This is a genomic window from Micromonospora sp. WMMB235, from assembly GCF_001855515.1.
GTDB lineage: Bacteria > Actinomycetota > Actinomycetes > Mycobacteriales > Micromonosporaceae > Micromonospora > Micromonospora aurantiaca.
Genome location: NZ_MDRX01000001.1, coordinates 5,485,527 through 5,498,654 on the forward strand (window position 1 = coordinate 5,485,527; position 13,128 = coordinate 5,498,654).

A 13,128-nucleotide genomic window follows, 5' to 3' on the forward strand; every position below is an offset into this window, starting at 1 on the left:
CGTGGCCGCTCAGCCACGGGTCTGCCGCGCCACGTCCGCGACCACGTCGACGAGGCTGCCGGTACGCGCGAACACCGCCCGCTGTCGTGCCGCGCCGCTGCCGTGCCGGCGCAGCCCGCCCAGCAGGTCGGTCACCCGGTCCAGGTCGCCGTGCCGTTCCAGTTCCGGGCGCAGCCGGTCGACGAGCCGGTCCAGCAGCTCCCAGGCCGGGCGCAGCTCACCGTCGGTGAGGTCGACGCCCTCGCCCTCCAGCCCGTCGTGGGCGGCCCGCCAGTGCGCCGCCACCAGCAGGTGGTGGTCGGTGTTGACGGCCGGGCGGCCGGCGGCGATGTCGGTGAGCGCGGTGGCGACGAGCGCGCGGACCAGCGCCGCCACCAGCACCGCGTCGTCCACCGACGGGCAGACGTCGCCGATGCGGATCTCCACCGTGGGGTACTTCGCGGACAGCCGGGCGTACCAGTAGAGCATCCCCTCGTCCAGCATCACGCCGCTGGCGATGAGCTGCCGGATCAGCCGCTCGTAGTGCTCGTGCGACTCCAGGTACGGGGTGGGCGCGACCGACGGCCAGCGTTCCCACTCCACCGAGCGCCAGCTCGCGTACCCGGTGTCCTCGCCCCGGGAGAACGGGGAGTTGGCGGTGACCGCGTGCAGGATCGGCAGCCAGGGCCGGACGTGGTTGAGCACCTGCACACCGGTGTCCGGATCGGGGATGCCGACGTGGATGTGCATGCCGTTGTTGCCGGGACCGGGCACCAGCAGCCGGAACCGCTCGATCATCCGGTCGAAGCGCGGCTTGTCCACCACCGGCGGCACCGGCCCGTCGACCGGCCCGGTGCCGATCGCGAGCAGCCGTACGCCGGCCCGCTCGGCCGCGTCGGCCAGTTCGGCGCGCAGCATCGACAGCGAGTGCCGGATCGAGGACAGGTCCAGCCCGGGCGGGCTGCCGATCTCGATCTGGCTGGTCTGGAACTCGCGTTCCACCTGACCGCGCAGCTCGGCCGGCACCTGCTCCATGACCAGGTCGACGGCGGGTACGGCGGTCCCGGTGTGCGGGTCGGCGAGCAGGAACTCCTCCTCGACGCCGACTGTCAGCAGGTCGGTTCCGCCCGATGCGGCGCTCCGCTCCCGCTCCGCCACTGAGCCACTCATCGTCACCACCGTCTCCTCCGGACCGCTCGCGGCACCGTGCCGCGTGGTCGAGGACCTGTTACCCACCGTGTCCGTTTGGGGAAACGTGCCGCTGGGTGTGTCGGCGCCGGTTCGCCCGAACGGGTCGTGCCGCCGGTGGGCGTGCACGGGCCCGCGGGGCGTGACACGGCGGGCTAGGGTGGCCGTGTGACGGGGATGCTGGCGGTGCTGACGGGAGCGTGGGCGTACGCCCTCGCCCTGTTCGCCGACCGGCCGGCCGGGCTGATCGCCGGTGCGGCGGTCGTCGCCGCGCTGCTGCTCGCCACCCTGCTCGCGCTGCGGGTCCGCGCGCTGCCCACGCCGCCCGGCACCCGGTTCGCCGCCGCGCTGCGTGCCCGCGCCCGCCGTCGCGGGGTGCCCCGGCAGGTCGACCCGGACGCACCGGGGCGTCCGCGCCCCCGCGCTCCCGGCCTGCACCCCTCGGCCGCGTAGCCACCTTCTTCCGGCCCGCGCCGGCGGGCCGGTAGATCCCTCCATCCCGGCTTCCGCGGCCGATTCCGTCGTCATCCGTCCCGCCGTGCGGCACGTCGCCGCCCGGGACACCCGGAATCGCCATCGAGGGGTCCACCCATGCTCGCCTTCGCACCGTTGCACTCCGCGGCCTCGGCCGCGGCCACAGTCGTCACCTGGCTCGCCGACGTGCTCGCCCCGCTCACCGGCGGCGCCGCGACTGCGGCCGCCATCGTCCTGTTCACAGTCGCCGTCCGGCTGCTGATCTCCCCGCTGACAGTGGCCCAGGTCCGCGGGGAGCGGCGTCGCACCGCGCTCGCCCCCGAGGTACGGGAACTCCAGCGCCGGTACGCCGACGATCCGGCCCGCCTCCAGAGCGAGATGTTCGCGCTCTACCGCAACGCCGGTGCCAGCCCGGTGGCGGGCTGTCTGCCGGCTCTGTTGCAGGCGCCGTTCTTCCTGGTCATGTACCGCCTGTTCGCCACCGGTGACGGCGCGCCGGAGCTGCTGGGGGAGCGGCTCGCCGGCGTACCGCTGGGGTGGCATCTCGGCGACGGCCTGGCCGGCCCGGTGCCGCTGGTGTTCGGCGTGCTGCTGGCCGCGCTGCTGGCGCTGGCCTGGTGGTCGTCGCGGCGGATGCGCCGGGCGGCGGCCGCCACCGGCACGGTGGCCGGGACGCTGGCCGAGGGTCCGGGCGCGGCGGTGCTCGGGCGGGTGCTGCCGCTGCTGCCGTACGGCACGGTGCTGGTGGCGCTCGTGGTGCCGCTGGCGGCGGTGCTCTATCTGGTCACCACCACGGCGTGGACGGCGCTGGAGCAGGTGGTGCTGCGCCGGCCGCAGCCGGCGGCGGCCATCGACAAGCGTTGACAAGTGCGGGGGCGGGCGCGTAGAAATCGCTCTCAGAGAGCGCTCTCCCGGACCCGTCCCCGCAGAGAGGCACCCCGAATGAATCCGATCCCGGCGGCCCCGGCCGCCTCCGCCACCGTGCCCCGAACACGCCGCCGGCTCGCCCTGGCCGCCGGTGTCCTCGCGCTCACCACAGCGCTCGCGGGCGTCTCGATGACCGCCCAGGCCGCGGTGCCCCCGACACCGTCCGGGTGGAGCCTGGTGTGGAGCGACGACTTCACCGGCTCCGCCGGCACGCTGCCCTCGTCCGCCAACTGGATCATCGACACCGGCACCGGCTACCCGGGCGGCCCGGCCAACTGGGGCACCGGCGAGATCCAGACCTACACGTCCAGCACCGCGAACCTGGCCCACGACGGCTCGGGCAACCTGCGCATCACGCCGTTGCGGGACTCGGCCGGCCGCTGGACCTCGGCCCGGATCGAGACGGTACGGGCGAACTTCAAGCCGCCGTCGGGTGGTGTGCTGGCCCTGGAGGGCCGGATCCAGATGCCGAACGTGACGGGCGCGGCGGCGTCCGGGTACTGGCCGGCGTTCTGGGCGCTCGGCTCGCCGTACCGGGGCAACTACCAGAACTGGCCGGGCATCGGTGAGTTCGACGTGATGGAGAACGTCAACGGGATCAACTCGGTCTGGGGCGTGCTGCACTGCGGCGTCGCGCCGGGCGGCCCGTGCGGGGAGTTCAACGGCATCGGCGCCTCCCGGGCCTGCCCGGGCAGCACCTGCCAGTCGGCGTTCCACACCTACCGGTTCGAGTGGGACGCCTCGACCAGCCCGCAGCAACTGCGCTGGTACGTCGACGGCCAGCTCTTCCACACCGTCGGGCAGAACCAGATCGGTGAGCCGTACTGGAGTCAGATGACCAACCACGCCGGCTACTTCCTGCTGCTCAACGTGGCGATGGGCGGCGGCTTCCCGGACGGCGTGGCCGGCTCCGCGACGCCCACTGCGTCGACCGTGCCCGGCCGGTCGATGCTCGTCGACTACGTGGCCGTCTACACCCGCGGCGGCGGGAGCAACCCGTCGCCGACGCCGACCACGCCGCCGCCGGGCGGGGTGCGCGACGCGTACGCGACGATCCAGGCCGAGTCGTTCAACGCGCAGAACGGCGTGCAGGTGGAGACGTGCGCCGAGGGCGGCCAGGACATCGGCTGGCTCGCCAACGGCGACTGGGCCCGCTACGACAACGTCGACTTCGGCTCGACGCCGCCGCGCGACTTCGTGGCCCGGGTCGCCTCCGGCGCGGCGTCCGGCGTGAGCGGGCTGGTGGAGGTCCGGGTGGACAGCCCGACCGCGCCGCCGATCGGCAGTTTCGCGGTCGGCAACACCGGCGGCTGGCAGACCTGGCGCTCGGTGCCCGGCAACGTCGGCGCGGTGACCGGGCGGCACACGGTCTACCTGACGTTCAGCAGCGGCCAGCCGTCCGACTTCGTCAACGTCAACTGGTTCACCTTCCGCCGCTGAGTGCGGCCGGGACGCGGCCCGGACCCCCTCCGGGGTTCGGGCCGCACCGGTGCTGGACAGAAACAGTTAACACTCTTAATAATAGGCGCACGTCGACGGTTGTGAATCCCTCTCCACCCCCGCCCGTCCCCTGGAGGACGCCGTGAGACTCCGCCCCCGCCTGGCGACGCTCGCCGCCGCGCTGACCACCGCCGTGGTCGCCGGTGCCCTGCTCGCCGCGCCACCCGCCTCCGCCGCCACCGCCGCGTTCGTTCGCACCTCCAGCTGGAGCAGCGGGTACGAGGCCCGGTTCACAGTCACCAACGACAGCTCCGCCGCGATCTCCTCGTGGAACGTCCAGTTCGACCTGCCGTCCGGCAGCACGCTCGGCTCGTTCTGGGACGCCCGGCTGACCACCTCCGGCCAGCACGTCACAGCCGTCAACCAGTCCTGGAACGGCGCGCTCGCCCCGGGCGCCAGCACCAGCTTCGGCTTCGTCGTCAGCGGCACCGGCGACCCGGTGAACTGCACAGTCAACGGCGCCTCCTGCACCGGCGGCGGCAACCCCGGCAACCCGGGCGCACCGGCCACGCCGGGCGGGCTGCGGGTCACCGGCACCACCGCGTCCGCCGTCTCGCTCGCCTGGAACGCGGTCTCCGGCACCGTCACCGGCTACCGGGTGTACGAGGGCGGCACGGTCAAGGCCACAGTCACCGGCACCTCGGCCACCGTCTCCGGGCTGGCCGCGTGCAGCGGGCACAGCTACACCGTGGCCGCGTACAACGGCACCGGCGAGTCGGCGAAGTCGGCGGCGGTCGCGGCCACCACCAGCGGCTGCACCGGCGGCGGTGGCGCGATGGCCGCCGCGCCGTACCTCTACCCGGGCTGGGGCGATCCGCCCGCGCCCGCCACCGTGATGGGCGCGACCGGCGTCAAGTGGTTCACCATCGCGTTCGTGCTCTCCGGCGGCGGCTGCACCCCGGCCTGGGACGGCAGCGGCCCGCTGACCGGCGGCACGCATGCCGCCACCATTGCCGCGATCAAGGCGGCCGGCGGCGACGTCATCCCGTCCTTCGGCGGCTGGAGCGGCAACAAGCTCGGCCCGAACTGCTCGTCCGCCGCTGCCCTGGCCGGCGCGTACCAGCAGGTCATCAACGCGTACGGGCTGAAGGCGATCGACATCGACATCGAGAACAGCGACGAGTTCGAGAACGAGGTGGTGCAGGACCGCATCCTGGACGCCCTGAAGATCGTCAAGCAGAACAACCCGGGGATCAAGACGATCATCACGTTCGGCACCTCGACCACCGGGCCGTCGTACTACGGCACCCGGCTGATCAACCAGGCGGCGGCCAAGGGCGCCGGGATCGACGTGTTCACCATCATGCCGTTCGACTTCGGCGGCGGCGCGAACATGTACCAGAACACCGTGAACGCGGCCGAGGGCCTGAAGACCGCGCTGCGCAACGCGTTCGGCTGGTCGGACGCCACCGCGTACGCGCACATGGGCCTGTCCGGCATGAACGGCCTTTCCGACCAGCAGGAGCTGACCTCGCCGGCCACCTGGACGCAGATCCGCGACTGGGCGAAGGCGCGCGGCCTGGCCCGGTTCACGTTCTGGTCGGTCAACCGGGACCGGCCCTGCCCCGGCGGCGGCGTGGTCGCCAACTGCTCCGGCATCGCGCAGAACACCTGGGAGTTCACCGGCATCACCGCGGGCTTCTGACCCGCGCGGCGGTCAGCGCCCGGTGGTCACCGACTGCCGGGCGCGCCGCCGGCGCACCTTCTTCACCGCCCAGCTCACGATCATGAAACCGAAGACGGCGAAGATCGCGTAGTTGAACCACTGGCTGTACTTGTCGACGTCCTCCCACCGCGAGCCCAGGGTGAACCCGGCGCCGACGATCAGGGCGTTCCACACCCCGCTGCCGAGCGTGGTGAGCAGGATGAACTCACCGAGCGGCATCCGGTTCGCGCCGGCCGGGATGGAGACCAGGCTGCGGACCACCGGCACCACCCGGCCGATCAGCACCGCCCACCGGCCGTGCCGCTCGAACCAGCGGTCGGCCTTCTCCAGATCCTGCAGGTCGACCAGCGGGATGTGGTCCAGCCAGCGCTTGAGCCGCTCCTCGCCGAGCGCCGCGCCGAGCCAGTAGAGCACCAGCGCGCCGAGCAGCGAGCCGACCGTCGCGGCGACCACGATGAACACCACGTTGAACCGGCCCTCGGCGGACAGGTAACCGGCCATCGCCAGCACGATCTCGCTCGGGATCGGCGGGATGATGCTCTCCAGCGCCACCAGCAGTGCCACGCCGACCGCGCCGAGCGAGTCGATCACGCTCGCCACCCAGCCGGTCAGCCCGGTGAACTGGTTCGGGTCGACGTCCTGGGCCAGGGCCATGGGGGTCCTTCCACGCGAGAGCCGGAGATCCGAAGGTGTTACCCGGACCGGCGGCTGTCACACCTGTGACTCAGCCCTCCGGGTGCAGCGCGGCGTCCGCCGGACCCCGCCGCCAGCCGGTGAAGCGGACCAGCAGGCCGCCCCGGCTGGGCGAGCAGCAGTACGGTCCGGCCGACGCCTGCGCCGCCGGATCGAGCGGGGCGACGCGGACCAGCCGCCACGGCTCGTCCTCGCACCGGGCCCGCACGGTGAGCGCGTCGCCGGCCCGGCTCACCCGGACCGTCACCTCCCGGCCCGACCACTGCGGCACCGGCGCCACCGACCAGTCGGAGAACTCGTCGGTGACCACGGCGCCCACCTGCGGCGAACCGTCGCTCACCTCGACCCCGGCCTTGGTCCACCGCCGCTCGTCCACCCGGACCAGCACGCCGGCCTGGTCGAACCGGGCCGAGTAGTCGAGGACGAACGACACCTCCACGGCGCTGCCCGCCGGGAACGGCGCGAGCAGTGCCGAGCCGTCGTCGTGCACGAAGCCGTAGCTGGTGCGCCGCCAGAAGTCGCTGCCGCCGTGCGGCTCGACCAGCAGGCCGCCGTCGACCGGCTCGGCCCGCTCCGGCGGGTTCAGCCAGGTGCCGGCGGACCAGTCGTACGCCTCCTCGCTCATCGGAGCACCGTACCGGGTTTGCCGCCGCGCGCGTTCGGAGAAGTAGTCCTCGCATGGGTGACAGGTGGTATCAGGAGGCGGTCGTCTACTGCCTCGACGTCGACACGTACGCGGACTCCGACGGCGACGGGGTGGGTGACTTCCAGGGGCTGATCGGCCGGCTGGACTACCTGGCCCGGCTCGGCGTGACCTGCCTGTGGCTGAACCCGATCCACCCCTCGCCGAACGAGGACGACGGGTACGACGCCACCGACTTCTACAACGTCGACCCGCGCCTGGGCACGCTCGGCGACTTCGCCGAACTGCTGCACCAGGCGAGCAACAGGGGCATCCGGGTGATCATCGACCTGGTGGTCAACCACACCTCGGACCAGCACCCGTGGTTCCAGTCCGCCCGGTCCTCGCCCGACTCGCCGTACCGGGACTGGTACGTCTGGGCCGACCACGAGCCGGACGACCGCCACCAGGGCATGGTCTTCCCCGGCGAGCAGCACGAGACGTGGACCTACGACCGGACCGCCAAGGCGTGGTACTACCACCGCTTCTACAAGTTCCAGCCGGACCTGAACATCGAGAACCCGAAGGTCCGCGCGGAGATCAAGAAGATCACCTCGTTCTGGCTCCAACTCGGCGTCTCCGGCTTCCGTATGGACGCGGTGCCGTTCATCATCGAGCGCACCGAGCCGGGCAACCCGAACTCGCCGAAGGACTTCGACTTCCTCACCGACCTGCGCCAGCACGTGCAGTGGCGGCGCGGCGACGCGGTCCTGCTGGCCGAGGCGAACGTCGAGCCGGACGAGCTGCCCGTCTACTTCGGCGACGGCAGCGGCTCGGGCAACCGGATCCACATGCTCTTCGACTTCATGCTCAACGGCCGGCTGATGCTCGCCCTGGCCCGGGAGGACCCGGAGGTGATCATCGAGGCGTTGCGCGACACCCCGAAGCTGCCCACCGGCGGCCAGTGGGCGACGTTCCTGCGCAACCACGACGAGATCGACCTGTCCCGGCTCACCGCCGACCAGCGCAACGACGTGCTGGCGAAGTTCGGGCCGGACGAGAACATGCAGCTCTACGGCCGGGGCATCCGCCGTCGTCTCGCGCCCATGCTCGGCAACGACCGCCGGCACATGGAGCTGGCGTACTCGCTCCAGTTCTCGCTGCGCGGCACGCCGGTGCTGCGCTACGGCGAGGAGATCGGCATGGGGGAGAACCTGTCGCTGGACGGGCGCGACGCGATCCGTACCCCGATGCAGTGGTCGTACGCGGACAACGCCGGCTTCTCCGCCGCCGAGCCGGAGAAGCTGGTCCGCCCGGTGATCGACAAGGGTGAGTACGGCTACCAGAAGGTCAACGTCACCGCCCAGCGCAAGGATCCGCGGTCGCTGCTCGGCTGGTTCGAGCGGATGATCCGGACGCTGCGCGAGGCGCCGGAGACCGGCTCGGGCAGCACCACCCACATCGACGTGCCGATGCCGCCGGGCGTGCTCGCGCACCGCGCCGACGGTCGTACCGGGACCATGGTCTTCCTGCACAACCTCGGCACCGAAGACGTCGAGGTCGACCTGAGCACGCTGGCGCCGGAGGCGGATCTGCCGATCGACGTGCTCAGCGACCGCAACTACGAGGACGTGGGCAAGCTCGACCGGCTCAAGCTCGGCGGGTACGGCTACCGGTGGATCCGGCTCTGCCGGGGCCACGAGCGGTAGGGGGCGGCGTACCGGCGGGTTAAGCTCCTTCGATCGAGCCACAAGTTACCGGGAGGTAAGCATGTCGGAGGAGCCCCGCGTCGCCATCGTCACCGGAGCCGCGCGCGGCATCGGGGCGGCGACCGCCCGCCGGCTGGCGGCCGACGGCATGGCCGTCGCCGTGGTCGACATCGACGAGTCCGCCACCAAGGAGACGGTGGACGCCATCGGCTCGGCCGGCGGCCGGGCTCTCGGCGTCGGCGCCGACGTGTCCGACCGGGCCCAGGTCGAGGCCGCCGTGGAACGGATCGCCGCCGAACTGGGCGCGCCGACAGTGCTCGTCAACAACGCCGGTGTGCTGCGCGACAACCTGCTGTTCAAGATGACCGAGGGCGACTGGGACACGGTCATGGGCGTGCACCTGCGCGGGGCGTTCCTGTTCAGCCAGGCCGCGCAGAAGCACATGGTCGAGGCGAAGTGGGGCCGGATCGTCAACCTGTCCAGCACCTCCGCGCTCGGCAACCGGGGCCAGGCCAACTACTCGGCCGCCAAGGCCGGCCTCCAAGGCTTCACCAAGACGCTGGCGATCGAGCTGGGCCCGTTCGGGGTGACCGTCAACGCGGTCGCGCCGGGCTTCATCGTCACCGACATGACCGCGGCGACCGCGGCGCGGATGAAGGTCGACTTCGACGATCTCCAGAAGCACGCCGCCGCCGAGATCCCGGTACGCCGTCCCGGCCGTCCGGAGGACGTCGCGCACACCATCTCGTTCCTGGCCAGCGAGGGCGCGTCCTTCGTCTCCGGCCAGGTCATCTACGTCGCCGGCGGCCCGAAGGACTGACCGGCCCCACCCGGCGCGGGCCCGCTCAGGCGGGGTCGCGCCGGGTGCGCCAGAGCCAGAACAGGCCGAGCACCGGCAGCACCAGCGGCACGTAGCCGTAGCCGCTGCCGAAGTCGGACCACACCGTCTCGTCCGGGAACAGCTCCTTGTCGGCGATGCTCAGCACGCCCACGCCGAGCACCCCGACCAGTTCGACTGTGCAGCAGGCGAGCGCGACCCGGCGGCCGGTGTGCCCGGCGCGGGCCAGCCCGACCGCCGCCACGATGTAGATCAGCGCGGCGAGCGCGGAGAGCAGGTACGCCACCGGCGCCTCGTCGAACTTCGTGGCGATCTGCAAGCCGGCCCGCGAGGTCGCGGCGATGGCGAAGACGATGTAGACGGCGATCAGCAGCCGTCCCGGGCCGCGGTTGGTGGCGCGCTGCTCGTGCGCGGTCGTGGTGTCAGCCACCGAGGACCTCCCAGGTCTGCTGGAGCCGTACCGCCACCACGGGCGTGACCAGGCAGATCGCGCAGACGATGCCCGAGCCCCAGCGGGTCGGCTCCATCCGGGCCAGCACCCAGGCCAGCGGCGGCAGGCAGACGAGCGTCGCCAGGTAGCCGAAGAACGCGCCCGGCTCACCCGGCCGCTCCCCGCCGCCGAGCGCGACGATTGCCGTCACGGTGAGCGCGAGCAGCGCCACCTCCAGCACGGCCAGGCCGACGAACTGGATCCGGTCCGGCGGCCGGTGGCGTACCGCCGCCACCAGGGCCCAGACGGCGAGCGCCAGCGAGATCACGATCGCGACCGTGGCGAGCGGCCCGTCCACCGGGGAGGCGGAGGCGGCCGCCGCGCTGGTCGTCGACACGGTGTCGTTCACCGGCACAGCCTACTAACCGGTGTAGTAGCGGCTCGCCCGCCGGGTCGGGGCGCGCCGGACGGGCCGGGGGACTAGCGTGGATCACGGTCCCGGCGTACGCCGGTGGCGGACGTCGACGGCAGGGGGCCGGGGTGCGGTTCGGGTTGTTCGGCACGGGTTACTGGGCGGCGGAGACGCACGCCGCGGCCATCGAGGCGCACCCGCGGGCACGGCTCGCCGGCGTCTGGGGGCGCAACCCGGCGAAGGCGGAGGAACTGGCCACCCGGCACGGCGTACCGGCCTTCACCGACGTCGACGCGCTCATCGACGCCTGCGACGCGGTCGCCGTGGCGCTCCCGCCGGACGTGCAGGCCGACATCGCCGTGCGGGCGGCCACCGCCGGGCGGCACCTGCTGCTGGACAAGCCGCTGGCGCTCGACCTCGCCGACGCCGACCGGGTGGTCGACGCGGCGCAGGCGTCCGGGGTGGCCTCGGTGGTCTTCTTCACCCAGCGCTTCCACCCGAACGTCACCGGTTTCCTCGCCTCGACCGCGGCGGCCGGCGGCTGGCAGCACGCCCGCGCCACCATGTTCGCGTCGATCTTCCAGCCCGGGAACCCGTACGGCGACTCGACCTGGCGGCGGGAGCGCGGCGCGCTCTGGGACATCGGCCCGCACGCGTTGTCGCTGATCCTGCCGGTGCTCGGCCGGGTCACCCGGGTCGCCGCGATGGACGGCCCGAGCGGCCTGGTGCACCTGCTGCTCACCCACGACGGCGGCGCGACCAGTTCGCTCTCGCTCACCCTGGACGCGCCGTCCGAGGCGGTCACCCGGGACTTCGTCTTCTTCGGCGAGAACGGCACCGAGACCGTCCCGCCCGGCGACGGCAGCGCGCTCCAGGCGTTCGGCGCCGCGCTCGACCAGCTGCTGGAGGAGGTCGACGCCGGCACCCGCGACCACCGCTGCGACGTGCGGTTCGGCCGCGAGGTGGTGGCGGTGCTGGACGCCGCGCAGACCGCCCGCGCCCAGGGCCGCACCGTCGAGATGTAAGGAAGGGCCCCTTCTTAACGCCTCCGGTAGAGGAGGGGCCCCCGCTTAACACCCCACCGGTCAGGCGTCGGCCAGCGTGACCAGCGCCTCGCCCAGCTCGGTGGGGGTGTGGAACTCCTCGGCCGGCAGGGACCGCAGCGCCTGCAGCGCCTCGGTGTCGGCGCCGTTCTCCTGGCCCCAGCGGACCAGGTCCTCCCGCGAGACCGGGTAGTCGAGCCCGGCCAGGAACTCCCGCAACTGCGCACCGGTGACGGTCATGCCGCCCGGCTACCCACTGAGCCCGGCACCATGCCCGCCGGCGGGTACGGCCCGGGTCCGCCGTACGCCCGCCGCCGGACCCAGCGGCGGCGGTTTGTCCCGGCGGGCCCCGGGTAGCCGCTGACATGCTGGTACAGCGGCTCGGCGCGCCGAGCGACTTCGACCCCTTGCTGGACCGCGTGCGGGACGCCCGGGTGGTGATGATCGGCGAGGCGACGCACGGCAGCTACGACTACTACCGGCTGCGGGAGCAGTTGACCCGGCGGCTCATCGCCGAACAGGGGTTCGACTTCGTGGCGGTGGAGGGGGACTGGCCGGACTGCGACCGGGTGCACCGGTCGGTGGTGGGCGCGCCGGACGGGCCGGCCGATCCGCTCGCCGCGCTGGAACGGTTCGAACGCTGGCCCACCTGGATGTGGGCGAACGCCGAGGTGGCCCGCTTCTGCCGCTGGCTGCGGGCGTGGAACCTGGAACGCCCCGAGGGGGAGCGGGCCGGCTTCCACGGGCTGGACGTGTATTCCCTCTGGGAGTCGATGCAGGCCATCTTCGACTACCTCGGTGAGGAGGATCCGGCCTCGCTGGAGGCGGCCCAGGAGGCGTACCGCTGCTTCGAGCCGTACGGCAAACGGGCCGAGGAGTACGGGATGGCCAGCCGGTTCGTCTCCGCCCGGTGCGAGGAGGAGGTGGTCCGGCTGTTGGCGCGTACCCGGGAACAGGCCGCCACGGACGGCCCGGACCGCTTCTCGGCCTGGCAGAACGCGGAGGTGGTGGCCGGCGCGGAGCGGTACTACCGGGCCATGGTCGGCGGCGGCCCCGAGTCGTGGAACGTCCGCGACGTCCACATGGCCGACACGCTCGACCGGCTGCTCGACCGGTACGGGCCGGGCTCGCGGGGCATCGTGTGGGCGCACAACACGCACGTCGGCGATGCCCGGGCCACCGACATGGCGGCGGACGGCATGGTCAACATCGGGCAGCTCGGCCGGGAACGGCACGGCCGGGACGCGGTGGCGCTGATCGGCTTCGGCAGCTGGCGCGGCAGCGTGGTGGCCGCGCCGCGCTGGGGCTCACCGGCCGAGACGATGGTGGTCCCACCGGCGCGGGAGGGCTCGGTGGAGCATCGGCTGCACGAGCTGATGCCGGACCGGGCGGTGCTGGTCTTCGGCGGCGACGGCCAGCCGGAATGGGTGACCGGCGAGGCGGACCACCGGGCCATCGGGGTGGTGTACGACCCGAGCTTCGAGTCCTGGGGCAACTACGTGCCGACCCGGCTCGGTGAACGCTACGACGCGTTCATCTGGTGCGACGAGGCCACAGCGCTGCACCCGCTGCCGACGTGCGTCACGCCCGGTGAGATGGAGACGTATCCGGCGGGTGTGTGACGGGTGGGGCCCCGCGAGGGCCCCA

The 13,128-nt window shown here is 72.8% G+C and carries 13 protein-coding genes and 1 pseudogene; 8 read left to right on the forward strand and 6 right to left on the reverse strand.

The annotated features are described in order from the left end of the window. Window positions 1-9: 9 nt before the first annotated feature. Complete coding sequence (locus BFV98_RS24385) at window positions 10-1,158, reverse strand: glutamate--cysteine ligase (protein ID WP_013475308.1); 1,149 nt, start codon at window positions 1,156-1,158, stop codon at window positions 10-12. Window positions 1,159-1,344: 186 nt separating this feature from the next. Here BFV98_RS24385 and BFV98_RS24390 point away from each other — a divergent pair, with 186 nt between their 5' ends. The 4 genes from BFV98_RS24390 (at window position 1,345) to BFV98_RS24405 (ending at window position 5,713) form a co-directional block, all read left to right on the forward strand. Then, complete coding sequence (locus BFV98_RS24390) at window positions 1,345-1,620, forward strand: DUF6412 domain-containing protein (protein ID WP_013288308.1); 276 nt, start codon at window positions 1,345-1,347, stop codon at window positions 1,618-1,620. A 138-nt stretch (window positions 1,621-1,758) separates the two neighbouring features. Next, complete coding sequence (locus tag BFV98_RS24395) at window positions 1,759-2,505, forward strand: membrane protein insertase YidC (RefSeq protein ID WP_071097898.1); 747 nt, start codon at window positions 1,759-1,761, stop codon at window positions 2,503-2,505. A 78-nt stretch (window positions 2,506-2,583) separates the two neighbouring features. Beyond that, window positions 2,584-4,008 (forward strand): carbohydrate-binding protein, encoded by a 1,425-nt coding sequence (locus BFV98_RS24400; protein ID WP_071097899.1) that lies wholly within the window; start codon window positions 2,584-2,586, stop codon window positions 4,006-4,008. Between the two features lie 142 nt (window positions 4,009-4,150). Then, window positions 4,151-5,713 carry a cellulose binding domain-containing protein gene (locus BFV98_RS24405; RefSeq protein ID WP_071097901.1) on the forward strand — a complete coding sequence of 521 codons (1,563 nt, stop codon included), beginning with the start codon at window positions 4,151-4,153 and terminating at the stop codon, window positions 5,711-5,713. A gap of 12 nt (window positions 5,714-5,725) precedes the next feature. Here the strand turns inward: BFV98_RS24405 and BFV98_RS24410 are convergent, their stop codons facing one another. Next, window positions 5,726-6,388, reverse strand: a complete 663-nt coding sequence (locus tag BFV98_RS24410; protein WP_013288304.1) for a DedA family protein — start codon at window positions 6,386-6,388, stop codon at window positions 5,726-5,728. Window positions 6,389-6,458: 70 nt separating this feature from the next. After that, complete coding sequence (locus BFV98_RS24415; RefSeq protein ID WP_071097903.1) at window positions 6,459-7,052, reverse strand: DUF1349 domain-containing protein; 594 nt, start codon at window positions 7,050-7,052, stop codon at window positions 6,459-6,461. 53 nt (window positions 7,053-7,105) lie between these two features. Here BFV98_RS24415 and BFV98_RS24420 point away from each other — a divergent pair, with 53 nt between their 5' ends. Together BFV98_RS24420 and fabG are read left to right on the forward strand one after the other, a co-directional pair. Further along, window positions 7,106-8,758, forward strand: a complete 1,653-nt coding sequence (locus BFV98_RS24420; RefSeq protein ID WP_071097905.1) for an alpha-amylase family protein — start codon at window positions 7,106-7,108, stop codon at window positions 8,756-8,758. A 61-nt stretch (window positions 8,759-8,819) separates the two neighbouring features. Next, entirely contained in the window at window positions 8,820-9,578 is a 759-nt protein-coding gene (fabG, locus tag BFV98_RS24425; protein ID WP_013288301.1) for a 3-oxoacyl-ACP reductase FabG, read from the forward strand. Here the strand turns inward: fabG and BFV98_RS24430 are convergent. Both BFV98_RS24430 and BFV98_RS24435 read right to left on the reverse strand, forming a co-directional pair. Then, window positions 9,551-10,026, reverse strand: a pseudogene (locus tag BFV98_RS24430) (hypothetical protein). The gene fabG and the pseudogene BFV98_RS24430 sit on opposite strands and share 28 nt — an antisense overlap. Beyond that, window positions 10,019-10,435 (reverse strand): hypothetical protein, encoded by a 417-nt coding sequence (locus tag BFV98_RS24435; RefSeq protein WP_013288299.1) that lies wholly within the window; start codon window positions 10,433-10,435, stop codon window positions 10,019-10,021. The pseudogene BFV98_RS24430 and the gene BFV98_RS24435 overlap by 8 nt, the downstream one beginning before the upstream one ends. A 131-nt stretch (window positions 10,436-10,566) precedes the next feature. On the opposite strand from BFV98_RS24435, the gene BFV98_RS24440 reads away from it, so the two are divergent. Further along, window positions 10,567-11,463, forward strand: coding sequence for a Gfo/Idh/MocA family protein (locus BFV98_RS24440; RefSeq protein WP_013288298.1), 897 nt, complete (start codon window positions 10,567-10,569; stop codon window positions 11,461-11,463). 60 nt (window positions 11,464-11,523) lie between these two features. Here the strand turns inward: BFV98_RS24440 and BFV98_RS24445 are convergent, their stop codons facing one another. Then, a complete protein-coding gene (locus BFV98_RS24445; protein WP_013288297.1) occupies window positions 11,524-11,721 on the reverse strand; it encodes a DUF2795 domain-containing protein in 198 nt (65 codons plus the stop codon). Window positions 11,722-11,846: 125 nt separating this feature from the next. On the opposite strand from BFV98_RS24445, the gene BFV98_RS24450 reads away from it, so the two are divergent. Then, window positions 11,847-13,103 (forward strand): erythromycin esterase family protein, encoded by a 1,257-nt coding sequence (locus BFV98_RS24450; protein WP_047892020.1) that lies wholly within the window; start codon window positions 11,847-11,849, stop codon window positions 13,101-13,103. The last annotated feature ends 25 nt before the right edge of the window (window positions 13,104-13,128 follow it).

What these genes read in the sequence shown, in the direction of transcription:
- BFV98_RS24415 (WP_071097903.1), bottom strand. Translation starts at nt 7,052, where the DNA reads ATGAGCGAGGAGGCGTACGACTGGTCCGCCGGCACCTGGCTGAACCCG.
- BFV98_RS24400 (WP_071097899.1), top strand. Translation starts at nt 2,584, where the DNA reads ATGAATCCGATCCCGGCGGCCCCGGCCGCCTCCGCCACCGTGCCCCGA.
- BFV98_RS24445 (WP_013288297.1), bottom strand. Translation starts at nt 11,721, where the DNA reads ATGACCGTCACCGGTGCGCAGTTGCGGGAGTTCCTGGCCGGGCTCGAC.
- BFV98_RS24390 (WP_013288308.1), top strand. Translation starts at nt 1,345, where the DNA reads ATGCTGGCGGTGCTGACGGGAGCGTGGGCGTACGCCCTCGCCCTGTTC.
- BFV98_RS24420 (WP_071097905.1), top strand. Translation starts at nt 7,106, where the DNA reads ATGGGTGACAGGTGGTATCAGGAGGCGGTCGTCTACTGCCTCGACGTC.
- fabG (WP_013288301.1), top strand. Translation starts at nt 8,820, where the DNA reads ATGTCGGAGGAGCCCCGCGTCGCCATCGTCACCGGAGCCGCGCGCGGC.
- BFV98_RS24450 (WP_047892020.1), top strand. Translation starts at nt 11,847, where the DNA reads ATGCTGGTACAGCGGCTCGGCGCGCCGAGCGACTTCGACCCCTTGCTG.
- BFV98_RS24410 (WP_013288304.1), bottom strand. Translation starts at nt 6,388, where the DNA reads ATGGCCCTGGCCCAGGACGTCGACCCGAACCAGTTCACCGGGCTGACC.
- BFV98_RS24395 (WP_071097898.1), top strand. Translation starts at nt 1,759, where the DNA reads ATGCTCGCCTTCGCACCGTTGCACTCCGCGGCCTCGGCCGCGGCCACA.